Source organism: uncultured Arthrobacter sp. (genome assembly GCF_964021775.1).
Taxonomy (GTDB): domain Bacteria; phylum Actinomycetota; class Actinomycetes; order Actinomycetales; family Micrococcaceae; genus Arthrobacter.
Genome location: NZ_CAXHZI010000012.1, coordinates 1 through 22,815 on the forward strand (window position 1 = coordinate 1; position 22,815 = coordinate 22,815).

A 22,815-nucleotide genomic window follows, 5' to 3' on the forward strand; every position below is an offset into this window, starting at 1 on the left:
TGCTCATTCCCGGGTGCCGGCGTCGGACATAGCGGCATTATGTGCAGCGCCGGAGTCGAGGACTGAGCATGTCCGGTGGGGGTCCGGCTCGAGGACTGGGCATGTCCGGAGGTGGGTCCGGCTCGGGGACTGAGCATGTCCAGCGGGCGGACCGTGACTGCGGGCGCCTACCGCCCCGCGAGGTCTTCGTAGTCCCAGTCCTGGCCGTCGTCGTCCTCGTCGACCCGCGCGGAGGCATTCCGTCCGCGGTACAGCACAAAGCCACCGGCCAGGGCGGCCACCGCCCCGAGGACCAGGAAGATGATGCCGCCCACCCGGGCAGCGGCGTAGGTGTCGCGGATGGCGCGGGCCTCGTCGGTCGCGTCCTTCACATCCTTGCCGCCCACGGAGTAGACGGTTGCGTTGAAGGCGTCCAGGAAGAAGATGATGACCAGCAGCGCCACGCACACGACGGCGATCACGCTGCCGGCGATCAGCGCCGGACGGGCGAAACGGGCCAGTCCCCGGCTGTCCCGGACTTCCCCGCCCGCCTGCTCCCGGGTGCCCGCTGTGCCGAAGTCGTCTGATTCCTTGCCGTCCATGCCGTCCAGCCTATCCGCCGCGCCGCGGCTTCCACGCCTGAACTAGGCTTGATGGCATGGCTGAGACTACGCAGGACCAGATCGCCCCTCTCCTCAATCCGGAGGGCTGGGAGCTGCTGGCCTCGCTGGGACCGTACCGTGAAGAGGAGGCCTTCCGGCTCAACGCCTCACTCCGTAAGGCCGGCCATTCCGCCGAACTGGTCTCCGCGGCGCTCACCCAGTCCCGGCTGCGGACCAGGGCGGAAGCCAAATTCGGTGAATTCGCCCGGCAGATGATTTTCACCCGGGCGGGACTGGAGCAGGCCACACGGCTCACGGTGGCGGCACGGCACGCGCAGCGGTTCGCCGAAGCCGGGATCGCCCATGTGGCGGACCTGGGCTGCGGGCTGGGCGCCGACGCGATGGCGCTGGCTTCCCTGGACATCCAGGTCACCGCGGTGGAACTGGACGAAACGACCGCCGCCTGCGCCACGATGAACCTGATCCCGTTCCGCAACGCCAGTGTGGTCCATGCCGATGCCACCGCCGTTCCGCTCGACGGGATCGACGGGGTCTGGCTGGACCCGGCACGCCGCACCACCTCCAGTTCCGGAACCAAGCGCCTCTGGGACCCCGAAGACTTCTCCCCGCCGCTGTCCTTCGTGGAATCGCTGGCCGCGTCGGGCCGCGCCGTCGGCGTCAAAATGGGACCCGGGATGCCGCATGACTCGGTGCCGGCGAACTGCGAGGCGCAGTGGGTGTCGGTGGGCGGCGACGTCACCGAGGTGGCGCTGTGGTTCAACGCGGTCCGCCGGCCCGGAGTCCGGCGCGCTGCCTTGGTTCTGGGGCCGCAGGGTGCGGCGGAACTCACCAGCACGGAGGACTTCGACGCCGGCCCGGTGGCCCCCGTGGGTCCGGTGGAGGGCTATCTCTACGAGCCCGACGGCGCCGTGATCCGCGCGGGGCTCGTCGCCGACGTCGCGCTCCAGCTGGGCGGACATCTGCTGGACGAACACATCGCCTACATCTGCGCGCCGGAGCTGCGCGACACCCCCTTCGCCCGGGCCTACCAGGTCCTCGAGGTGATGCCGTTCAACGTCAAGGCGCTCAAGGCCTGGGTCAAGGACAACGGCGTGGGCGTCCTCGACATCAAAAAGCGCGGCACTTCGGTCACGCCGGAAGAACTGCGCAAGCAACTGCTCCCCGGCGGCGGCAAGAACGCCAAGAACGCGGCCAAAAAGACGGCCACCCTGGTCCTCACCAGAATCGGCGAGGAACGGGTTGCCATCTCCGTGCAGCCCGTCTAGGGCCGCCGGTACAGGGTAGCCGGTCAGAACCGCCGGCCCAGGGCGCCTCCCAGCGGCAGCCAGTCCCGGCCGCGGTTGGTCCGTTTACTGGGCCCGCATGAACTCTTCAGCGGCCCGGACCTGTTCGTCGCTGGGCCGGATGCCCGTGTACAGGACGAACTGTTCCAGGGCCTGGATGGTGGCGACTTCCGCCCCCGTGATGACCGCCTTGCCGGCGGCCCGGGCGGCTTTGATCAGGGGCGTTTCGGCGGGCAGCGCGACGACGTCGAACACCACCTTGGCGGCCTCCACGGCCTCCTGCGGGAAAGAGAGTTCGTCCGCCTCCGGCCCGCCGGCCATACCAATGGGCGTCACATTGATCAGCAGGTCGGCCGGGCCGTCCCCGGAGCCGGCGGCCGGGAGACCGGCCTGCCACTGGAATCCGTAAAGGCCGGCGAGCGCCCTGCCGGCCTCCTCATTGCGGGCGATGATGGTGACCCGCCGGAAGCCGACGTCGCGGAGCGCGGCCGCGGTGGCCTTCGCCATGCCGCCGGCGCCCAGCAACCACACGGAGTAATCCGTGGGCACGGCGTTGCGCTGCAGCAGCTGTTCGATCGCGGTGTAGTCGGTGTTGTAGGCCGTGAGCCGGCCGCCGTCGTTGACGATCGTGTTGACGGAATCGATGGCTTTCGCAGACGGGTCCATGACGTCCACCAGGGCGATGACGTCTTCCTTGTACGGCATGGACACGGCGCAGCCGCGGATGCCCAGTCCCCGCACCCCGGCGATGGCCTGGGCCAGGTCGGTGGGGGCGAAGGCCTTATAGATCCAGTTCAGGCCCAGCTGCTCATACAGGTGGTTGTGGAAGCGCGTCCCGTTGTTGCTCGGCCGGGCCGAGAGCGAGATACACAGGGTCATGTCTTTATTCAGGATGGGCACTGCACCATTAAACGCCACCCGGCCGGATCAGCGGCAGCCGGACCCGGCACCTTGCCGCCCGACGGCGACCGGCAGCTTCCCGGGGGCGGCGGTTTTTCCGGCCAGCACCGCCAGCAGGGCGCCGAAGGCCTCCTGGCTCCGGCCGTAGAGCGCGATCTTGGCGCGCGCGGCGGACTTCTCCAGCGGCCACGGCGCGTCCAGCGAAACCGCCACGTCCGCGGTCACCGGCGAACCGCGGTACCCGATCAGCGTCACGAGCGGCCCGGCGCCCACACTGATGCCGGCTTGTTTGGCCGCCGCCGCGAACCGCGCGCGGTCCTGTGCGGAACCACCGCCCACCCGGACGCTGGCCGGGACGATCCGCCCCCGGCAAGGGCCGGCGAGCACGGTGATGGCTTCCCGCGAAACCTTTTGTGACAGCGCCGAGCCGCTGCCGGGCGCCGAGCCCCGCAGCGGATGGCTGCGGCCCCGCCAGAGCTGCATTGTGGCCACGCGCTGCGCCGCCTCGTCCAGCCGTGCGGCCGGCAGGGTGCCGCTTCGCACGGCGTTCACGATGGCGGCATGGGCGGTTTCCACCGATGCCGGCATAAGCACCAGGTCAGCGCCGGCGGCCAGCGCCAGCGGGGCGGCGGCGTCGCGGGGATACCGCTGCTGGATGGCTCCCATGTTGAACGCGTCCGTCACGGCGACGCCCTTGAAGCCCATCCGGCGCAGCTGAGCGTAAGACGCCTTCGACACCGAGGCAGGGACCCCCGGATCCAGGGCGCGGACGGCGATGTGCCCGGTCATGACCATCGGCAGTCCGGCGTCGATGGCCGCCTGGAACGGCCGCAGGTCCCTCCCCCGCAATTGCTTCAGGCTGGCGTCCTGGACCGGAAGGCCCCGGTGGGAATCGACGGTCACAGAGCCATGGCCGGGAAAGTGCTTGGTGGCCGGCAGGACCCCCGAGCCGAGCATGCCCCTGGAGAAGGCGATACCGAAGTCCGCGGCGGCGTCCGCGCTGCCGGAGAACGACCGTGCGCCGATGGTCGGATCGGCCGGGCCCATCGTGACATCGGCGGTGGGGGCGAAGTCGACGTTGAAGCCGAGGCCGGCCAGTTCCGCCGAAAGGGCGCGGCCGGCGTCGGACGCCAGGGGTTCACTGCCGGCCGCCCCGTAGCTCATCGGTGCGGGCCACTCGGTCAGCGGGGCGCGCAGCCGGGCAACCACTCCGCCTTCCTGGTCCACCGCGATCATTCCGGGCCAGCTGCGTCCATCGGCACGGGCGGCGCGCTGCAGCCGCTCCGCCGTGCGGCGCATGCCGGCGGTGTCCACCTGACCGTTCGGGGCCGCGGGGACGTTGTCTCCCATGAGGATCGATCCGGCCAGATGCAGCCGCTCCACGGTCCGCGCGTGCGCCTCGTAGTCGAGCCCGGGGAAGAAGGGCAGCAGCACCTGGCCGGCCTTTTGCTCCAAGCTCATCCGGGCCACGGCCTTGGCCGCGGCGTCGGCGTCGCGCTGGTCCGGGCCCCAGCCGAGCGGGCGCGGCGCGCCGGGCCGGGCGCCCAACGCCGGCGGGGACTGGACACCCTGGCCTGCCGCCGGGCCGGGGACCGGGGCGGCGGGGGCCGTGGCGGCGGGGTTCGGGGCGCCGGGGACTGTGGCCCCGGGGCCGGTGCAGGCGGTGGATCCCAGCGCGAGCGCCGTCATTACCGCCGCGGCTGCCGGTAACAGACCTCTTCTGTGAAAACTCTCACGCATCAGCTGTAACTTGGCCACCAGCTCGATGCTACCCCTGCACTAGACTTGAGACACCGTTGCCTTGCCACCGCAGGCCGCGGCGCCGGGCCTCGGGGACGGCACGGGCAGGCGCACAGGCAGCAACACCGGCGGGCAAATAAAACAGTGAAGGGACCACATGAAGATTGATTTCGCTTCATCCAGGCAATCAACTCTTGGTGTGGAATGGGAGCTTGCGCTCGTCAACGCCGAAACCGGCGAGCTGGCCTCGGTGGCCAGCGAGGTGCTCCGGGGTGTGGCCGCCCGGCACCCCGAGCTGAATGAGGATGACGAACATCCGCACATCAAACAGGAACTGCTGCTCAACACAGTGGAGCTCGTTACGGGCATCTGCACCACGGTGGCGGAAGCGAAGGCGGACCTGAGCAGTTCCCTCGCCGCGGTGCGCGAGGTCACCGACCCGATGGGCGTTGAGGTCTTCTGCGCCGGCAGCCACCCCTTCAGCCCCCCGCAGCTGCAGCCGGTCACCGACAAAGCCCGCTATGCCAAGCTGATCGACCGCACCCAGTGGTGGGGCCGGCAGATGGTGATCTACGGCGTCCACGTCCATGTGGGCCTCGACCGCCGCGACAAGGTGCTCCCGGTCCTGGACGGCCTGGTCAATTACTTCCCGCATTTCCAGGCCCTGTCCGCCTCCAGCCCGTTCTGGGGCGGCGAGGATACCGGCTACGCCTCGCAGCGCGCGCTGATGTTCCAGCAGCTGCCGACGGCGGGACTGCCGTTCCAGTTCTCCAGCTGGGAAGAATACGAGTCCTACGTCCAGGACATGTTCACCACCGGGGTGATCGACACCCTCTCCGAGATCCGCTGGGACATCCGGCCGGTGCCCAACCTCGGCACCATCGAGATGCGCATCTGCGACGGCCTGGCCACGCTCGAGGAGGTGGGGGCCATTGCCGCCCTGACCCAGTGCCTCGTGGACGAGTTCTCCACCACCCTGGACAACGGCGGAACCATCCCGACCATGCCGCCCTGGCACGTCCAGGAAAACAAGTGGCGCGCCGCGCGCTACGGGCTGGACGCGATCATCATCCTGGACGCCGACGGCAATGAGCAGCTCGTCACCGAGCACCTGCGCGAGACGCTGGCCCGGCTTGAGCCGGTGGCCGCCAAGCTCGGCTGCAGCGCGGAGCTGGCCGACGTCGAACGGATCATTGAACGCGGCGCCGGTTACCAGCGGCAGCGCCGCGTCGCTGCGGAACACGGCGGCGACCTGCGCGCCGTCGTCCTGGACCTGGTCGAGCAGATGCGCAAGGGGCCCGAAGCGTAACCCCCTGTCCGGGTTCCTAGCGGGACAGGACAGCCGCGGCCTGGACGGACACGGACGTGACCGGCATCGAGGAGTCCGGCGCGAAGCCGATCCCGCTCGGGGCGGTCCCGGACATCACCAGCTGCGCACCGAGCGCGGCCACCATGGCGCCGTTGTCCGTGCACAGCGAAAGGGGCGGAACGGTCAGCCGGATTCCGGCCGCGCTGCAGCGCTGCTCCGTGAGCTGGCGCAGCCGCGAGTTCGCGGCCACTCCCCCGCCCAGCAGCAGCTCGGTGATGCCGTTCTCCCGGCAGGCGAGCACCGCTTTGGCGGTGATCACATCCACCACGGCCTCCTGGAAGGCCGCCGCGATGTCCGCGACCGGCACCTCGTCGCCGCTCGCCTCGAACTGCTCGACGCAGCGGGCGACGGCGGTCTTGAGCCCGCTGAAGGACCAGTCGTAACGGTGCGGGCCGGGTTCCTCGGCGGTCCCCATGTATTTGGGCTGGGTGAGACCGCGCGGGAACCGGATCGCCTTGGCGTTGCCGGTGCGCGCCAGCTTGTCGATGGCCGGCCCGCCGGGGTAGCCGAGCCCCAGCAGCCGGGCCACCTTGTCATAGGCCTCGCCGGCGGCGTCGTCAATCGTGGAACCGAGCAGCTCGACGTCGTCGGTGATGCTGCGGATCCGTAGGATCTCGGTATGCCCGCCGGAAACCAGGAGCGCGCCGAGGTTCTCCGGCAGGGCGGCCGGGGTCCCGGCCGGCTGTGGGCCGGCCGGCTCCGCACCGGTGGCCGGTTCGAGCAGGCCGACGCCGACGTGCGCCACCAGGTGGTTGATCGCGTACAGCGGCTTGCCGGTGGCAACCGCGAGCGCCTTGGCCGCGCAGACCCCCACCATCAGCGCGCCGGCCAGTCCCGGTCCGGACGTGACGGCGATGGCGTCGACGTCGTCCAGTGTCACGTCCGCCTCGGCGAGCGCCTCCCGCAGGGTGGGCACGAAGGCGTCGAGGTGGGCGCGCGAGGCGATCTCGGGGATGACCCCGCCGAAGCGGACGTGCTCCTCCATGGACGAAGACACAGTGTTGGCCAGCAGCCGGGTGCCGCGGACAATCCCGACGCCGGTCTCGTCGCAGGAGGACTCGATCCCCAGCACCAGCGGCTGGGAGCTGTGTGCGTGATGGTTCATTCTCGGCCTGTCTCCGTTGGCTGGGTGTCGTCCGTGGTGGTGCCGGGCCCCGCGCTGTCCGTTGTGTGCAGCTGGAGGCGCATGATCAGCGCGTCGACGCCGTCGCGGTAGTAGCGCGGGCGGGTGTGGATCTGCTCGAAGCCGAAGCGCCGGTAGAGCTGCTGGGCCCGGGGGTTGTCGGCGCGCACCTCTAGCAGCACGTCGGCGGCGTGCCGCCGCCGACTTTCCCGGATGAGCTCGGCCAGCAGCGCCGATCCGATGCCGCGGCCCTCCAGCTCGGGTACGACGGCGATGGTCTGAACGTCCGCGATGGGTTCGATGCACATCAGTCCGGCGTAGCCGACGATGGCGCCGCCGGCTTCCGCGACGAGGTAGCTCCGGGTCTCAGCCTGGGCGAGTTCGTCGACGAACATCTGCAGGGGCCAGGCGTCCACCGGGAAGAGCTGGCGCTCCAGGTCATGCACGGCCGGAAGGTCCGCGGCGGCCATGGGCCTGAAGGTCACGCCGGCCGGGGAGGATCCCGCCGGTGTTTCCGGGGCGCTCACAGCGCGCGCTTCCGCGGGCCAGGGACCTGGGCGTCGGATTCCCGCAGGTACAGCGGGGTGGTGTCCGGGAGCTGCTCCCCCGCGGCGAGCCGCGCCAGCGCGAACTGGCCCAGCGCGAGCGCCTCGGGCTGGCGCCCGGCGAATTCGGGAACCGCGTTGAGCACATCCGGGTAGAGCCCGGCGCCGGCGCCATAGACCGGGAGGTCCGGCAGATCAGCGGCGAACCCCACATGCGGGCCATCCAACAGCTGCGGCAACTGGCTTCCGGCCAGAGCGTAGCGGGCCCAGTAGACTTCCTTGCGCCGCGCGTCGGTGGCCACGATGAACTCGGCGGCTGCCTCCGTGGATTCGGCCACTTCGAGGGCGATGGCATCCAGGCTCATGAGCCCGTAGAGGGGCTTCTGCCAGACAAAGGCCAGGCTGCGGGCCGTGACGATGCCGGAGCGGAGTCCCGTGAACGGGCCCGGTCCCACCCCGGTGACAATGGCATCGACGTCGGCGCCGGTCAGTCCCGCACCAGTGAGCAGCTGCTCGATGCCCGGGGCCAGCACCTCGGCGTGGCTGCGGGTGTCCTCGGTGGCGAAACTCCCGACGACGGACTCCAGGGAGTCGTCGGAGACGAGCGCCGCGCTGGCGACGGCCGAGGTATCGATGGCAAGGATCAGCATCTTCAGTCCGTTTCCGTGGTCGCGGGATGTTCGGGGATGCCGGCCAGGGCGGCCGGCGGCTCGGCCCAGCGGGGACCGAAGCCGCGGAACACCACGGTCCTGGGCTCGTCGGCGTCGTCGGTGTCAAAATCCAGCACGCCGCGGGTGGGTTCATCGCTGCCGGTGGGCTGGGTGCCATTGGGCTGGGCGGCGTTCGACTGGGCGCCGCCGGCGGGCTGGGCGCCGCCGGAGGGCGGGGCGTCATTCGGCTGGGCGCCGCCGAGCTGGCGGTGCAGCTCAACCTCGAGCCGGCTCTCGCTCAGATGCTCAACCCGGCCGCGGCCCCACTCCACCACGGTCACCGCGCTGTCCATGGTGTTTTCCAGGTCAATGTCGTCGATTTCGGAGGCTGACGCCAGCCGGTACGCGTCAACGTGGACCAGGTCCGGGCCGCCGGGGCGCGGCCCGTCCGGCAGGTTGGGGTGGATCCGGACCAGGACGAACGTGGGCGAGATGATCCCGGCACGGACGCCGAGGCCTTCGCCGAGCCCCTGCGTGAAGGTGGTCTTCCCGGCGCCGAGCTCGCCGGTCAGGACCAGCAGGTCACCGGCCTCCAGACCGGTGCCGAGGGCTGCGGCCAGGGCGTGCGTCTGCTCGGCGGTCCCGACGGTGAGGATCCGCTCCCAGGCCGGTCCGCTCACTGCGCGGCCCCGCCGCCGGGGGCGGGTTCCTCGTTGATGTAGCGGCGCGGCACCCGCGGGCTGATGCGGGTGACGATTTCGTAGTTGTTGGTGCCCGCCGCCCTGGCCCAGTCCTCCGCGGTGGGACCGCCGTCGGCGCCGTCGCCGAACATCAGCGCCTCGGCTCCCAGCAGGCTGGTTCCCCCGGCGGAGACATGCAACGGGCCGAGGTCGATCACCATCTGGTCCATCGCGATGCGGCCCACCACGGGGTAGTTCACGCCGCCCACACGGACCGGTCCGCCAGTGGCGACGCGCGGCACGCCGTCGGCATAGCCCAGCGGGACAAGGCCCAGGGTGCTGCTGCCGGCGGTGCGGTAGTTCAGCCCGTAGGAGACGCCTTGGCCGGCGGGTACGTCCTTGCAGTGCGAGACGACGGTGCGCACAGTCATCGCCGGACGGAGCCCGACCTCTGCCGAGTTCTGTCCCTCGAACGGTGAGAGCCCGTAGATGCCCAGGCCCACCCGGACCAGGTCGAAGTGCGTGTCCGGGCGGGACAGCGTCGCCGGGGTGTTCGCAAGGTGGCGGACCTCGGGATCGACGCCGGCGTCCTGGGCCATCGCCAGGACTTCGCGGAACGCGGCGAGCTGCTCGTCTGTTTCCGGCCGTTCGGGTTCATCCGCGACGGCCAGGTGGGAGAAAATTCCGACGACGCGCAGCAGGCCCTGGTCCTGGTATTCCATGGCCTCACCCAGCAGCGTGTCCCAGGTCTCCAGGGTGGCGCCGTTGCGGCCGAGCCCGGTGTCGACCTTCAAGTGGATCCGGGCGGGCCGTTCCTGCTCACGGGCGGCGGCCACGATCCGGCCCAGCTCCCAGCCGGAGCAGCCGATGTCGATGCCGGCAGCGACGGCGGCGGCAAAATTGCTTTCGGGGGTGTGCAGCCAGGCCAGCAGCGGGGCGTCGATGCCGGCGGCGCGCAGGGCGAGCGCTTCCGAGATGTGCGCGACGCCGAGCCAGCTGGCACCGGCGCTGAGCGCGGCCCGGGCCACCGGAATGGCCCCGTGCCCGTACGCGTCCGCCTTGACGACGGCCATCACCTTTGCCGGCGAAGCCACCTTGGCCAGCCGCCGGACGTTGTGCCGGATCGCTTCGAGGTCGATAACGGCCGAGCGCTCTTCGACATGGTCCGGACTTGCTTCCGCCAATGGCTGGAAATCACCTGTTGCTGCTGGGTACATCACTTTACGATTCTACGGGTGGCCGCAGACCGTGCTGAATTCCGCACCCACCCGGCCCTTAGGGACATGCCCATCCTTCACCCCGGGACATGCTCATTCCCCGCGGCCACGAGAGCGCATAACGGCCTTATGTCCACTCACCGGCCCACCCGGAGAGCATGTCCACTACCAAGGCCGGTCCGGGAGCATGTCCGCTCCGCCTGCAGAATCCTCCGCGGAACATGCTCATTCCCCGCGGCCACGAGAGCGCATAACGGCCTTATGTCCACTCCCCGCGCTCCCCGGAGAGCATGTCCACTTCCAAGGCCGGTCCGGGAGCATGTCCGCTCCGCCTGCAGAATCATCCCCGGGACATGCTCATTCCCCGCGGCCACGAGAGCGCATAACGGCCTTATGTCCACTGGCCGGCACGGGCACTGAGCATGTCCCCCGGAGCGGCCGGGCCTACGCGTCCGACAGGTGGGCGATGGTCGCCGTCGCACGCCGTTGCGCCTCCGGCGGCACGTCCCGCACAATCTCCGCCAGGAAGCCGTAGCGGCGCAGCCACTGGCTCCCCTGCCGTTCCTTGCGGGCGTTCGCGCGTTGCCACCAGTCGGCAATGTCGCCCCAGCCGGGCGCGGCGAGTGAACCGCCGACCTGCTGCACGGCCAGGGCTGCGCACAGGTTGGCGAACCGGAGCCGGTCCCCCAGCGGCCAGCCGGCCAGGCAGCCGACGATGAACGCCGCCCCGAAGCAGTCCCCGGCGCCGGTGGGGTCGAACGCCGGCACCGGCAGCGAGGGCACCCACTCCTCTTCACCGGTCTCGGAGTCCACCGCCATGGACCCTTGCGGACCCAGCGTCACCACGGCCACCGGGACCTGGTCCGCGAGCGCGTAAAGCGCGGCCCAGGGGTTGTCCTTGCCGGTGAACGCCATGGCCTCCTCCTGGTTGGGCATAAAGGCGTGGAAGTACTTCAGGTTATCCAGCCGCGCCTGCGCCCACGTCCCGGTGGGATCCCAGCCGACGTCGCCGAAGAGCCGCACGCCGGCCCGGTGCGCGTCGACGGCCCACGGTTCCAGCTCCTCGCCCAGCTCGGCGACGGCGGCAAGCGCGGGCGGCGGGCAGCCAATCAGCTCGCTCGAGGTCACAGGCGCCGGATGGCCGTGGGTCACCATGGACCGGTCCTTCTCGACACTCAGCGACACCGTAACCGGCGAGTGCCAGCCCGGAACGCGCCGGGACAGCGACAGGTCCACGTGTTCCTGCCGGTCCAGGATCTTCCAGTTGTAATCGCCGTAGCCGTCGTCGCCGAACGCGGCGGCCAACCCGGTGCGCAAGCCCAGCCGGGCCGCGGCTATGGCCTGGTTCGCCACCCCGCCGGGGCAGCTGCCCATCCCGTCGCTCCAGATTTCCGTCCCGGGCCGGGGTGCGTGCGGCAGCCCGGTGAAGATGATGTCCTGAAATACCGTGCCCGTCAGGAGCAGGTCGAAGCCCCCCGCCGTCGGGGTGCGGACGGCGGCGAGCGGGTCGAAGCGCTGCGCTGGAATCGCGTCCATACACGGCACACTACGCCGTCCGGGTAGCCGGCGAAAGACGGCCTTCCGGACGCTCCGGCGCGAGGTAAGAATAGACTGCTGGCATGCGGCTCATGATTGCCGGCGGCGGCGGATTCCGGGTGCCGCTGGTCTACCGGGCGCTCTGCGCCGGACCCTTCGCCGGGCTGGTCCGGGAGCTGGTGCTCTACGACGTCGACGCCGGCCGGCTCGCCGCGATCGAGGCGGTGCTGGCCTCCGTGCCCGGACTGCTTCCGGGCGGCGGTCCGGTCGTCCGTGCCACCACGTCCCTGCCCGAGGCCCTGGCCGGCACGGACCTGGTCTTCGCTGCCATCCGTCCCGGCGGCACGGCCGGACGGACCGCCGACGAGCGGGTGGCGCAGGAGCTGGGGGTGCTGGGCCAGGAGACCACCGGCGCCGGCGGCATCTCCTACGCCCTGCGCACCATTCCGCCGATGCTGTCCCTGGCGCACGCGATGAAGCGCATCTGTCCGGGCGCGTGGCTGGTCAACTTCACGAATCCGGCGGGCATGGTGACCGAGGCCCTGGTCCCGGTGCTGGGCCGCCGGGTGGTGGGGATCTGCGATTCGGCCGGCGGGCTGGTGCACCGGGCGGCGCGCGCCGCCGGCGTCGTACTCCCGGAGGGCAGGCTCGACGGCGTGGGCTACTACGGGCTGAACCACCTGGGCTGGCTGTACCGGCTGGAGTCCCGCGGCTGGGACGTCCTCCCCGGCCTGCTGGCCGACGCCGGGACGCTGGCCGGTTTCGAGGAAGGCCGTCTGTTCCCGCAGCCTTTCCTGGCCGGCCTGGGCTGCGTGCCGAACGAATACCTGTACTACTACTACGAGACCGCCCGTGCCCTGGCGGCCATGCGGGCCGCCGCCCAGACCCGCGGCGAGTCCATCCACCGGCAGCAGGCCGAGCTCTACCCCCGGCTCGCGTCCGCCGGCGCCGGGGCCTACGGACTCTGGGACGCCGCACGCCGGTCCCGCGAGGAGGGCTACCTGGCCGAGGCCCGCGCCGCCGGGGAGCAGCGGGACGAGGACGACCTGGCCGGGGGCGGCTACGAACGTGTCGCGCTGGCGGTGATGCGCGCCCTTTCCGGCGGTGGCGGCGCCGAGCTGATCCTGAACACGCCCAACACGGTGCCCGGACCCGACGGTGCACGGACCGCCGCGATCCCGGGGCTGCCGGTCGACGCCGTCGTCGAGCTCCCCTGCCAGGTGGGCGCCGACGGCGTGGTGCCGATCCCGCAGGACCGGCCGGCGGCAGCGCAGCTGGCGCTGATGCTGCGGATCAAGGAGGTCGAACGGCTCGTGGTCCGCGCCACCGCGCCCCCGGGAACCGTCCCCGGCACCGTCCCCGGCGCCGTCCCGGACAGCGCAGAGTCGCGCCCGGCTGCCGGGGGCCGGCGCGGCGCCGCCCTGGCCGCGTTCGCCCGGCACCCCCTGGTCGACTCGGACGACCTCGCCGCCCAGCTGCTCGCCGCTTATGAGGCCGCCTTCCCGGGCCTGCTGGAGCTCTGGCGCCACGACGTCCGCAGCTGATGGCGGCGGCTCCTCGCCGCATCCTGACGCTCAGCGCAGTCCGCGGGCCAGAGTGTCCAGGAGGGCCTGATTGGGTTCGCTGGGTTGCCCTGAACCGCTGAGGTAGAGCCCCATCTGCGTCCCGTGGTATTCCCAGTAGGCAAAGCTGAGGTCGTTCTCCGCCAGGAGGTCAAGCATGTCGGTGACCCACTGGCCGCCGCCCTTGCCCTCCATTTCAAAGGCCTGCCGGACCAGCCCGAACTCCATGACCGACATCGGCACATTGTTGTCGATGCCGAACTGGACGCGCTTCCCCACTTCGTGTGCCAAATAGCCCTTGTCGCGTGCGAGGAAGCCGTTTCCGGCCGTGCCCGGCGACTGTGCGTAGACGTCGAGCTGGAGCCCGATCCGAGGGGCCGACCCCGCGGAGGCCTCAATGTTCTGCCCCCGCATATGGCCCTGGATACGGTACTTGTTACCGGGCACAACCTTGAACAGGTGCGCGTCGTTGCTCCACCCTGCGATTGCCTTGGCGTCCATGGCATCGCTGATGGACAGGCTGCCGTCATCCCGGTAGCCGGCCTTTTCCCGCGCGAACTTCGGCGGCGCCCCTGCCGCCCCGCCGTATTGCCATTGATGCCAGTCCAACGCCGCGTCGCGGTCCAGGGGGTCGTTGATGACTCGCCGGATTTCGGTCCCGTCCGGTCCGTACTCGGTCACCCTGATCGCATCGAAGCTGGCCGTTCCCCGCATCCCGCCCTGCGCGGTGGCCAGGGGCGCCGCCGCGAGCGCGCTGCTGTCGTCAATGGTTACGATGCCGCTGTCGTACGCCGCCCAGTCCGATGTGCCCGCGGGCAGTGGCTTGGTGGCGATACGGCTTCCCGGCAGCAGGACCCGCTGACCGGTCGGGAGAATCGTGTCCGGATCCGGATAGCGGCCGCCGTCCTGGACCGGGCCCTCGACCCAGGACGCGTACTGATGGGTGTACTTGATGGGCTCGTAGAAGTGGAAGTCGTACACCACGTTGCTGTCATCCACCAGGAAGTGCTGGTCGACTCCGGACGCGCCGTAGCGGCCGTTGACCCCGTAGATCCCGCCTACAACCAACAGGTGGTTCGGATCCTCCGCCCGGACTGCGGCAACCAGCTGCCGCGCCAGCCTTTTCCATTGTTCCCCGGTCGCATCGGTCGTCACCGGCTCGTTGAGCAGGTCGTAGGCCGCGATGGCCGGTTCGTCCTTGTACCGGGCGGCGATGGCCCGCCACAGGTCCGCGTTCTGCTGCTGCAGCCGGGGATCGGACCAGAGGTCAAAGCTGACAGCGTCGCTGGTGGGATCCAGCCAGAATCCGCCGATCGGGGTGTGCAGGTCCAGAATCAGGCGCATGCCGTGCTGCCGCGCCCAGGCCACGTTTTGGTCCAGCCACTGCCAGAAGACCTGCGGGGAGTCGGCGTACCAGTCGCCGTCGAAGGCAAAGCGGATGCTGTTGAAGCCGATGTCTTTTGCCCTGGCGAAGTCTTCCTCCGAATGGTGCTGCGAGGTGAGGAGCTCGGCCCCGTTCAGGTTTCGATGGTAAAGGTTGGAGAAATTCACCGCCTTCAGCCGGGTGGGCTCGCCGTTGAGGACAAGCCCGCGGCCCGAGGCGGTGACGAAGTCCGGTCCGGTCTCCGCCGCGGGACTGCTGCCGTTGTTCCGGGACAGCGTGCACCCGGCGATAACCAGCAACGGCACCACCAGCAGCAGGACGGCCGGAACCCAGCCAGGCCAACGGCGCCGGCGCGCATCCCGGTCAGGGCTGCGCGGCTCGTGCTGCACCTGCGGATCACCACTCCCGGGCATTCAGGTCTCCCTCGCTCGGCCTTCACGGCCCAGCCTATTCGCGGCGGCCGCAAATGTCTTGGGGTGAATCCGTCCGGGGCCGCTACAGGCTGCGGTGCATCACGTGCAGGCCCACAAAGCCCAGGCTCGGGTGCTGGAAGGCCTCAGGGATGGTGGCGAGGATATTGAAGCCCATGGACTGCCAGGCGGCGACGGCCCGGACGTTGCTTTCCACCACGGCGTTGAACTGCATGGCGCGGAAGCCGGCGGCCCGGGCGGCCTCCAGCGAATAGGCGCACAGGGCCCGGGCGACGCCGCGGCCGCCGTACCCGGCACGGACCATGTACCCGGCGTTCGCGACGTGGCTGCCGCCGCCGCCCTGGTTGGCGTGCAGCTCGCCGGTGCCCAGCACGACGCCGTCGAGCCGCCCGGTCCCGACGGCGACGAAGGTCCGGCCCGGCGCCGTCTTGACCCATTTCGCGCGGGCCTGCTCCTCGGTGGTGTCGCGGTCCCAGGTGAAGGTCTCCCCGGCCCGGATGACCGGCTCCAGGATCTCCCAGATGGCGGGCCAGTCCTGGCCGGTGGCCTCGCGGATCACCCACGACGGCGGGACCGGCCGGGTTTCTGTGTTTGCGCTCACAGCCGCCACGTTAGCAGCCGCCGGCCGCCGGTGAATCGACCTGCCGTTCAGGAGTAGTGTTTTACCGAATCCACGTCGCAGGAAGGGAGGAAAGAGGATGCCGCTGGTCCGCCGTGTCGCCTTCCTCTCCCTGCACACCTCGCCAATGGAGCAGCCCGGCTCCGGGGACGCCGGCGGCATGAACGTGTACGTCCGCGCCCTCGCCGCGGCCCTGGCCGAGACCGGCGTGGAGGTGGAGATCTTCACCCGGTCCAACGCGGCCGGCCAGGCCGCCGTCGAGCATCCCTTCCCCGGCGTCTGCGTCCACAACGTGCTCGCCGGTCCGCCGCGGAAACTTCCCAAGGAGGAACTGCCGGCGCTGCTGCACAGCATGGTGGCCGAGATTGACCGGATCAAGCAGCTGCAGCCGCATGGCCGTTACGACGTCATCCATTCGCACTACTGGGTGTCCGGGGTCGCGGGGCTGGAGCTCTCGGAGCTGTGGGGCGTGCCGCTGGTGCACACCATGCACACCATGGCCAAGGTCAAGAACCTGCTGCTGGAGTCCGGCGAGCAACCCGAACCGCGCCGGCGCGAGGAGGGCGAACACCGCATCGTCGACGGCGCCACCCGGCTCATCGCCAACACCGGGGCGGAGGCCGCGGAACTGGTCTCGCACTACGACGCCGACCCCGACCGCATCGATGTGGCGCCCCCGGGCGTGGACCTGTCCATCTTTACGCCCGCGTTCCGGAGCCGCGCCCGCAGCCAGCACGGCATCGTGCCGGGCCGGTTCCACCTGCTTTTCGCCGGCCGGATCCAGCGGCTCAAGGGACCGCAGATCCTGATCAAGGCGGCCGCCCTGCTGCGTGCCCGCCGTCCGGACATCGATCTGCAGCTGACCATCCTGGGGGCGGTGAGCGGGGCGAAGGACTTTGACCTCAAGGCCCTGATCACCGCCGCCGGGATGGACGACGTCGTCACGCACCACCCGCCGGTCAGCGCGCCCAAGCTGGCCGGCTGGTACCGCTCGGCCGACGTCGTAGTGATGCCCTCCTACAGCGAATCCTTCGGCCTGGTCGCCCTCGAGGCCCAGGCCTGCGGCACGCCCGTAGTCGCCACGAAGGTGGGCGGGCTGTCGCGGGCGATCTTCGACGGCCGGACCGGCCTGCTGGTGGAGGGCCACAAGGCAGCGGACTGGGCCGATGCCCTGGAAGCCCTCCATGACGACCCGGCCACCCGGGAGGACATGGGCCGCGCGGCCTCGGTACACGCCCAGGACTTCGGCTGGCAGCGCACCGCCGCGATCACGCTGGAGAGCTACCAGGCCGCCCTGGTCCAGTATTTTGGAACACGAAGCATCCCGGCGGGCCACACGCCCTGACCGGGAGCCAGACCGGGACCCCGGCCGGAACCGCCTGCCGGGGCACCACGAAGCCACGAGCCGAAGGACGACGATGTCGGAGAACACCACGGAACCCGCCGGAGCCAACGCCGGACCTTCGGCCGGGCAGGCTGCCCGGCAGCCGGCCCAGACGCCGGTGCTGAGCTCGCCAGCCGAGACGCCGGCCGTGCCGCCGGCCGAGACGCCGGCCGTGCCGCCGGTGCTGAGCGACCTGGAGATCGCGCAGCGGGCCACCATGCGGCCGATCCAGGACGTGGCGGCCGCCGCCGGGATCGACCCGGAGGCGCTGGAATTCTATGGCCGCTACAAGGCCAAGATCGATCCAGCCAAGCTCAACCGGGACGCCGCGCACACCCCGGGCAAGGTGGTGCTGGTCTCGGCGATGTCCCCCACCCCGGCCGGTGAGGGGAAGTCCACCACCACGGTGGGCCTGGCCGACTCCCTGGCCCGCGCCGGGCACCGGGTCATGATCGCGCTGCGCGAACCCTCGCTGGGACCCATTCTGGGCATGAAGGGCGGCGCGACCGGCGGCGGCTACTCCCAGGTCCTGCCGATGGACGAGATCAACCTGCACTTTACCGGCGACTTCCATGCCATCACCTCGGCGAACAACGCCTTGATGGCGCTGGTGGACAACCACATCTACCAGGGCAACGCGCTGAACATCGATCCGCGCCGGATGACGTTCAAGCGGGTGCTGGACATGAACGACCGGTCCCTGCGCGAGGTTGTGATCGGCCTGGGCGGCCCGACGCAGGGCGTGCCGCGGCAGGACGGCTTCGACATCACCGTCGCCTCGGAGATCATGGCGGTGTTCTGCCTGGCCACCGACCTGGACGACCTGCGAGCGCGGCTTGGCCGGATCACCTTCGGCTACACCTACGACCGGGAGCCGGTCACCGTCGCCGACCTCGGTGTCCAGGGCGCCCTGACCATGCTGCTCAAGGACGCGATCAAACCGAACCTCGTGCAGACCATCGCCGGCACGCCGGCCCTGGTGCACGGAGGTCCCTTCGCCAATATCGCGCACGGCTGCAACTCGCTGATCGCCACCCAGACGGCCCGCAGCCTCGCCGACGTCGTCATCACCGAAGCCGGGTTCGGCGCCGACCTGGGCGCCGAAAAGTACATGGACATCAAGGCGAGGATGGCCGACGTCGCGCCCTCCGCCGTCGTGGTGGTGGCCACCATCCGCGCGCTCAAGATGCACGGCGGCGTCGCCAAGGACCAGCTCAAGGAGCCCGACGTCGAAGCCCTCGCCGCCGGCGTCGCCAACCTCCAGCGGCACGTACGCAACGTCGAGAAGTTCGGCATCACCCCCGTGGTGGCGATCAACAAGTTCGGCACCGACAGCCAGGCGGAGCTCGACTGGCTGCTGGACTGGTGCGCGGCCGAGGGCGTCCAGGCGGCTGTGGCCGATGTCTGGGGCCGCGGCGGGGGCGGCGACGGCGGGGACGAACTCGCCGCGAAGGTCGCTGCCGCCATCGACGCCACGCACGGTTTCCGGCACCTCTATCCGCTGGAAATGTCCGTGGAGGACAAGATCCGCACCATCGTGCAGGAGATCTACGGGGCCGACGGGGTGGAATTCTCCGTCCCGGCGCTCAAGCGGCTCGCGGAGATCGAGAAGAACGGCTGGTCCGGGATGCCGGTCTGCATGGCGAAGACGCAGTACTCATTCAGCGACGACGCCACCAAGCTGGGGGCGCCGAAGGGCTTCACGGTGCACGTGCGCGACCTGATTCCCAAGACCGGGGCGGGGTTCATCGTTGCGCTCACGGGCGCGGTGATGACCATGCCAGGGCTCCCCAAGGTTCCGGCCGCAATGCGGATGGGCGTCGACGCCAACGGCAACCCCGTCGGCCTCTTCTAACCCAACCCTCCCTCACCTCCGGCGCCCCAACACCCGACGCTCCCTCACATCCGGCGCCTCAACACCCGACGCTCCCTCACATCCGGCGCCTCCAAACCCGACGCTCCCTCAGATCAGGCGCATCCAAACCTGACGCTCCCTCACATCCGGCGCCCTCCAACCCAACCCTCCCTCACATCCGGCGCCTCCAAACCGAACCCTCCCTCAGTTCGTGCGCGGCGGCAGACGCGGCTGTGGATAACTTCTGCACGGCTTTTCAAAGTCGCCCACAATGCGAGCATGAGAAAGCGAACAGAGCTTCCTAGTGTGCTGGTGACCGGCCCCTTCACCCTCGCCGCTGCGACGTCGTTGGGAGTGCCCAGAGCCAGACTCCGACAGCCCGACTTCAAGCACGTCAGTCGGGGTCTTTACCGGCCTGCGGGTTGGAGCTTCGAGTTGGAGGCCGCGGCCCGGGCGCTGAGCGCAGCTTCCCAGGGGGCATGGATCTCGCATGTGACGGCAGCTCGACTTCGCAGCCAGCTCTTGCCGCCGTGGCTCTCGGATTCCGAGGAGTTGCACCTGAGTAAGCCGCGCGCGCTCCCCGAAGTTCGCCGTAAGGGGATCGTGGGACACACAGTTGTTGCGTTCGACGACGAGATCGAGACGGCGGACGGCATCCGGATCAGCACCCGTCCCCGGACGTGGCTCGACCTGGCCCGGCAATTGAGCCTGCCTGAGCTTGTCTGCATGGGAGATGAGCTCGTTCGGATCCCCCGGTTCAATCTGGAGGGGCGGAGCGAGCCTTTCGCGACCATCGACGGGTTGCGAGTCATGCTGCGCCGTCATCCAAATCTCCAGGGGATCGTCCGCGCACGGGAGGCCCTTGAGCTGATGCGGGTGGGAGCCGATTCAGGGCCTGAGACTCTCCTCCGCCTGGCGATCTGCGACGCCGGGCTTCCTGAACCGGAGCTACAAATAGAACTGCGCCCGGGCAGTGAGGGGACGCCGACAGCGGACCTTGGGTATCGGCTCAGGCGCCTTGCAGTTCAGTACGACGGCGGGCACCACCTGCTCCCTGCCCAGATCTTCAGCGATCGCCGGCGGGACAAGGCCTTCGAAGCAGCGGGGTGGACCGTTCTCCTTCTGACAAAAGATGACCTTGCAGATGGCTTCACTGGTGCCATCGCCAGGATCAAGCGAGTCCTCCGCAGCGCATACATCAGCCCATCAACCGCCGCCGGCTTCTAGAGCCGAGCTGAGGGAGCGTCCGCCCCAAACCCGCCGAACCTGAGGGAGCGTCCGCCCCAAACCCGCCGAACCTGAGGGAGCGTCCGCCCCAAACCCGCCAGAGCTGAGGGAGCGTCCGCCCCAAACCCGCCAGAGCTGAGGGAGCGTCCCGCCCAAACCCGCCAGACTTGAGGGAGCGTCCGCCCCAAGCCCGCCCGAGCTGAAGGAACGTCCCGCCCAAACCCGCCAGACGTGAGGCAGCGTCGTGTAGGGACTTCCCTAAGCCGGAAAAACACAACGCTCCCGCACCATAAGTGCGGGAGCGTTGTGGTGAAACGCACCGGACGTGAGGGAGCGTCGTGTTGGAACGCACCGGACGTGAGGGAGCGTCGGTTTGGGCGGGGGTTAGCGCTCCAGGTCGCCGCGGATGAAGGCCTCGACCTTTTCACGGGCCAGGTCGTCGTTGAACTGCTCCGGCGGGGACTTCATGAAGTAGCTCGACGCCGAGAGCAGCGGGCCGCCGATGCCGCGGTCCAGGCCGATCTTGGCGGCGCGGACGGCGTCGATGATCACGCCGGCGGAGTTGGGCGAATCCCAGACTTCCAGCTTGTATTCGAGCGAGACCGGGGCGTCACCGAAGTTGCGGCCTTCGAGGCGAACAAACGCCCACTTGCGGTCATCGAGCCACTGGACGTAGTCCGACGGGCCGATGTGCACGTCCTTGGCGGCGAGGTCGGCTTCCACGTTGGAGGTGACGGCCTGGGTCTTGGAGATCTTCTTGGACTCGAGGCGGTCGCGCTCCAGCATGTTCTTGAAGTCCATGTTGCCGCCGACGTTCAGCTGGTAGGTGCGGTCCAGGGTGACACCGCGGTCTTCGAAGAGCTTGGCCATGACGCGGTGCGTGATGGTGGCACCGATCTGGCTCTTGATGTCATCGCCTACGATCGGCACACCGGCGGCGGTGAACTTGTCCGCCCATTCCTTGGTGCCGGCGATGAACACCGGGAGGGCGTTGACGAAGGCCACGCCGGCGTCGATGGCGCACTGGGCGTAGAACTCGGCCGCTTCCTGGGAACCCACGGGCAGGTAGCAGACCATCACGTCGACCTTGGCGTCCTTGAGGGCCTGGACGACGTCAACCGGCTCGTCCGGGGACTGCTCGATGGTCTCGAGGTAGTACTTGCCGAGGCCGTCCAGGGTCGGGCCGCGCTGGACGGTGACGCCGGTCGGCGGGACGTCGGCGATCTTGATGGTGTTGTTCTCGCTGGCGAGGATGGCGGCGGACAGGTCCTGGCCCACCTTCTTGCCGTCGACGTCGAAGGCTGCGACGAACTGCACGTCGTTGACGTGGTACTTGCCGAACTGCACGTGCATCAGACCCGGAATCGTGGCCTGGGGGTCGGCATCCTTGTAGTACTGGACACCCTGGACCAGCGAAGTGGCACAGTTACCCACGCCGACGATTGCAACACGAATCGGATTTGAAGACACGAAACTCCCTTTGAGTACAAACTTCACGTGCCCGGCGCGGACGTACTCTGATGTACGACGGCGGCAAACGGGCACAACGCCATGCGGCGCCCTTGCATTCTAGTCAACGGTGCCGGGACTCAAGATGTTCCCGGCCGCGGCACCGAATCTGTTACGGCCGGAGGCGGCGCCGCGGAACAGCGCCGCCGCGGCTCACTTCTGCGCCCAGAGGTTGATGTCGGACTCGACGGCGAACTCATCGATCGCGTCCAGCTCATCGGCGGTGAAGTCCAGGTTGTTGATGGCGGCCAGGGTGTCCTCAAGCTGCCGGACGCTGGACGCGCCGACCAGTGCAGAGGTCACGGAGGTGCCCTTGCCCTGCTCGCGGAGGATCCAGGCGATGGCCAGCTGCGCGAGGGTCTGGCCCCGGCTCTCGGCGATTCGGTTGAGCCCGCGCACCCGGTCCAGCGTTTCGCCGGTGATCATGGCCTGGTCCAGGGACTTGTCCTGCGCCGCGCGGGAGTCCTCCGGGACGCCGTCGAGGTAGCGGTCGGTGAGCATGCCCTGCGCCAGCGGCGAGAAGGCGATGGCCCCGGCGCCCACCTGGTCCAGCGCCTCGTACAGGCTGGGGCTGCCGTTCTCGGTCCAACGATTGAGCATCGAGTAGCTCGGCTGGTGGATCAGCAGCGGGGTGCCGAGTTCCTTCAGGATCCGGGCCGCCTCGAGGGTCTGCTCCGGGGTGTAGGACGAAATGCCGGCATAGAGCGCCTTGCCGGAGCGCACGGCCTGGTCTAGGGCGCCCATGGTCTCTTCCAGCGGGGTCTCGGGGTCCGGGCGGTGGCTGTAGAAGATGTCCACGTAGTCCAGGCCCATCCGCGTCAGCGACTGGTCCAGGCTGGCCAGCAGGTACTTGCGGGAGCCCCAGTTGCCGTATGGGCCGGGCCACATGTCGTAGCCGGCCTTGCTGGAGATGATCAGTTCGTCCCGGTACGGCTTGAAGTCGTCCTTGAAGTGCCGGCCGAAGTTGGTCTCGGCGCTGCCATAGGGCGGGCCGTAGTTGTTGGCGAGGTCGAAGTGGGTGACGCCCAGGTCGAAGGCGCGGCGCAGGATGGCGCGCTGCACCTCGAACGGCTTGTCATCGCCGAAGTTGTGCCAGAGGCCCAGCGAGATGGCCGGCAGTTTCAGGCCGCTGCGGCCCACCCGGCGGTAGGGCATGGTGTCGTAGCGGTTCTCTGCTGCGAGGTAAGTCATCAGTAATT

Annotated in this window: 19 protein-coding genes; 6 read left to right on the forward strand and 13 right to left on the reverse strand. The window is 69.6% G+C overall.

Translation table 11 applies throughout. The features are described 5' to 3' along the window. Positions 1-167 precede the first annotated feature (167 nt). A complete protein-coding gene (locus tag ABIN76_RS11360) occupies positions 168-581 on the reverse strand; it encodes a hypothetical protein (RefSeq protein WP_346959820.1) in 414 nt (137 codons plus the stop codon). Between the two features lie 56 nt (positions 582-637). Here ABIN76_RS11360 and ABIN76_RS11365 point away from each other — a divergent pair, with 56 nt between their 5' ends. Then, on the forward strand, positions 638-1,867 hold the full coding sequence (locus ABIN76_RS11365) for a class I SAM-dependent methyltransferase (protein WP_346959821.1): 1,230 nt from the start codon (positions 638-640) through the stop codon (positions 1,865-1,867). Positions 1,868-1,951: 84 nt separating this feature from the next. On the opposite strand, the gene ABIN76_RS11370 is transcribed toward ABIN76_RS11365, so the two are convergent. Together ABIN76_RS11370 and ABIN76_RS11375 are read right to left on the reverse strand one after the other, a co-directional pair. Further along, the gene (locus ABIN76_RS11370; protein ID WP_346959822.1) at positions 1,952-2,785 is read right to left on the reverse strand and encodes a shikimate 5-dehydrogenase; all 834 of its coding nucleotides are present in this window, start codon (positions 2,783-2,785) and stop codon (positions 1,952-1,954) included. A gap of 27 nt (positions 2,786-2,812) precedes the next feature. Next, positions 2,813-4,474, reverse strand: coding sequence for a glycoside hydrolase family 3 N-terminal domain-containing protein (locus tag ABIN76_RS11375; protein WP_346959823.1), 1,662 nt, complete (start codon positions 4,472-4,474; stop codon positions 2,813-2,815). Between the two features lie 208 nt (positions 4,475-4,682). Here ABIN76_RS11375 and ABIN76_RS11380 point away from each other — a divergent pair, with 208 nt between their 5' ends. Next, a complete protein-coding gene (locus ABIN76_RS11380) occupies positions 4,683-5,834 on the forward strand; it encodes a glutamate--cysteine ligase (RefSeq protein WP_346959824.1) in 1,152 nt (383 codons plus the stop codon). A 16-nt stretch (positions 5,835-5,850) separates the two neighbouring features. Here the strand turns inward: ABIN76_RS11380 and tsaD are convergent, their stop codons facing one another. The 6 genes from tsaD to ABIN76_RS11410 all read right to left on the reverse strand — a co-directional run bounded on the left by tsaD (position 5,851) and on the right by ABIN76_RS11410 (position 11,645). Continuing rightward, positions 5,851-6,999: a tRNA (adenosine(37)-N6)-threonylcarbamoyltransferase complex transferase subunit TsaD gene (gene tsaD, locus ABIN76_RS11385; protein ID WP_346959825.1), complete on the reverse strand. Its 1,149-nt coding sequence runs from the start codon at positions 6,997-6,999 to the stop codon at positions 5,851-5,853. Then, positions 6,996-7,487 carry a ribosomal protein S18-alanine N-acetyltransferase gene (rimI, locus tag ABIN76_RS11390; protein ID WP_346959882.1) on the reverse strand — a complete coding sequence of 164 codons (492 nt, stop codon included), beginning with the start codon at positions 7,485-7,487 and terminating at the stop codon, positions 6,996-6,998. Before rimI ends, tsaD begins: the two co-directional genes overlap by 4 nt. A gap of 53 nt (positions 7,488-7,540) precedes the next feature. Further along, the gene (gene tsaB, locus ABIN76_RS11395; RefSeq protein ID WP_346959826.1) at positions 7,541-8,212 is read right to left on the reverse strand and encodes a tRNA (adenosine(37)-N6)-threonylcarbamoyltransferase complex dimerization subunit type 1 TsaB; all 672 of its coding nucleotides are present in this window, start codon (positions 8,210-8,212) and stop codon (positions 7,541-7,543) included. 2 nt (positions 8,213-8,214) lie between these two features. Next, positions 8,215-8,892 carry a tRNA (adenosine(37)-N6)-threonylcarbamoyltransferase complex ATPase subunit type 1 TsaE gene (gene tsaE, locus ABIN76_RS11400; RefSeq protein WP_346959827.1) on the reverse strand — a complete coding sequence of 226 codons (678 nt, stop codon included), beginning with the start codon at positions 8,890-8,892 and terminating at the stop codon, positions 8,215-8,217. Then, positions 8,889-10,112 (reverse strand): alanine racemase, encoded by a 1,224-nt coding sequence (gene alr, locus ABIN76_RS11405; RefSeq protein ID WP_346959828.1) that lies wholly within the window; start codon positions 10,110-10,112, stop codon positions 8,889-8,891. The genes tsaE and alr overlap by 4 nt, the downstream gene beginning before the upstream one ends. Positions 10,113-10,553: 441 nt before the next feature. After that, positions 10,554-11,645, reverse strand: coding sequence for a carbohydrate kinase family protein (locus ABIN76_RS11410; protein ID WP_346959829.1), 1,092 nt, complete (start codon positions 11,643-11,645; stop codon positions 10,554-10,556). A gap of 83 nt (positions 11,646-11,728) precedes the next feature. Here ABIN76_RS11410 and ABIN76_RS11415 point away from each other — a divergent pair, with 83 nt between their 5' ends. Continuing rightward, positions 11,729-13,189 carry a 6-phospho-beta-glucosidase gene (locus ABIN76_RS11415; RefSeq protein ID WP_346959830.1) on the forward strand — a complete coding sequence of 487 codons (1,461 nt, stop codon included), beginning with the start codon at positions 11,729-11,731 and terminating at the stop codon, positions 13,187-13,189. 30 nt (positions 13,190-13,219) lie between these two features. Here ABIN76_RS11415 and ABIN76_RS11420 read toward each other — a convergent pair whose 3' ends face one another. Continuing rightward, on the reverse strand, positions 13,220-15,004 hold the full coding sequence (locus tag ABIN76_RS11420; RefSeq protein ID WP_346959831.1) for a cellulase family glycosylhydrolase: 1,785 nt from the start codon (positions 15,002-15,004) through the stop codon (positions 13,220-13,222). An 82-nt stretch (positions 15,005-15,086) separates the two neighbouring features. Further along, positions 15,087-15,623, reverse strand: coding sequence for a GNAT family N-acetyltransferase (locus ABIN76_RS11425; RefSeq protein ID WP_346959832.1), 537 nt, complete (start codon positions 15,621-15,623; stop codon positions 15,087-15,089). Between the two features lie 97 nt (positions 15,624-15,720). Here ABIN76_RS11425 and mshA point away from each other — a divergent pair, with 97 nt between their 5' ends. The 3 genes from mshA to ABIN76_RS11440 all read left to right on the forward strand — a co-directional run bounded on the left by mshA (position 15,721) and on the right by ABIN76_RS11440 (position 20,107). Continuing rightward, on the forward strand, positions 15,721-16,986 hold the full coding sequence (gene mshA, locus ABIN76_RS11430; protein ID WP_346959833.1) for a D-inositol-3-phosphate glycosyltransferase: 1,266 nt from the start codon (positions 15,721-15,723) through the stop codon (positions 16,984-16,986). 211 nt (positions 16,987-17,197) lie between these two features. Further along, entirely contained in the window at positions 17,198-18,880 is a 1,683-nt protein-coding gene (locus ABIN76_RS11435; protein WP_346959883.1) for a formate--tetrahydrofolate ligase, read from the forward strand. A gap of 279 nt (positions 18,881-19,159) precedes the next feature. After that, positions 19,160-20,107: a hypothetical protein gene (locus ABIN76_RS11440; RefSeq protein WP_346959834.1), complete on the forward strand. Its 948-nt coding sequence runs from the start codon at positions 19,160-19,162 to the stop codon at positions 20,105-20,107. A gap of 384 nt (positions 20,108-20,491) precedes the next feature. Here ABIN76_RS11440 and ABIN76_RS11445 read toward each other — a convergent pair whose 3' ends face one another. Together ABIN76_RS11445 and mgrA are read right to left on the reverse strand one after the other, a co-directional pair. Then, the gene (locus ABIN76_RS11445; protein ID WP_346959835.1) at positions 20,492-21,577 is read right to left on the reverse strand and encodes an inositol-3-phosphate synthase; all 1,086 of its coding nucleotides are present in this window, start codon (positions 21,575-21,577) and stop codon (positions 20,492-20,494) included. A 192-nt stretch (positions 21,578-21,769) separates the two neighbouring features. Next, positions 21,770-22,807 (reverse strand): L-glyceraldehyde 3-phosphate reductase, encoded by a 1,038-nt coding sequence (gene mgrA, locus ABIN76_RS11450; protein ID WP_346959836.1) that lies wholly within the window; start codon positions 22,805-22,807, stop codon positions 21,770-21,772. Between the last annotated feature and the right edge of the window lie 8 nt (positions 22,808-22,815).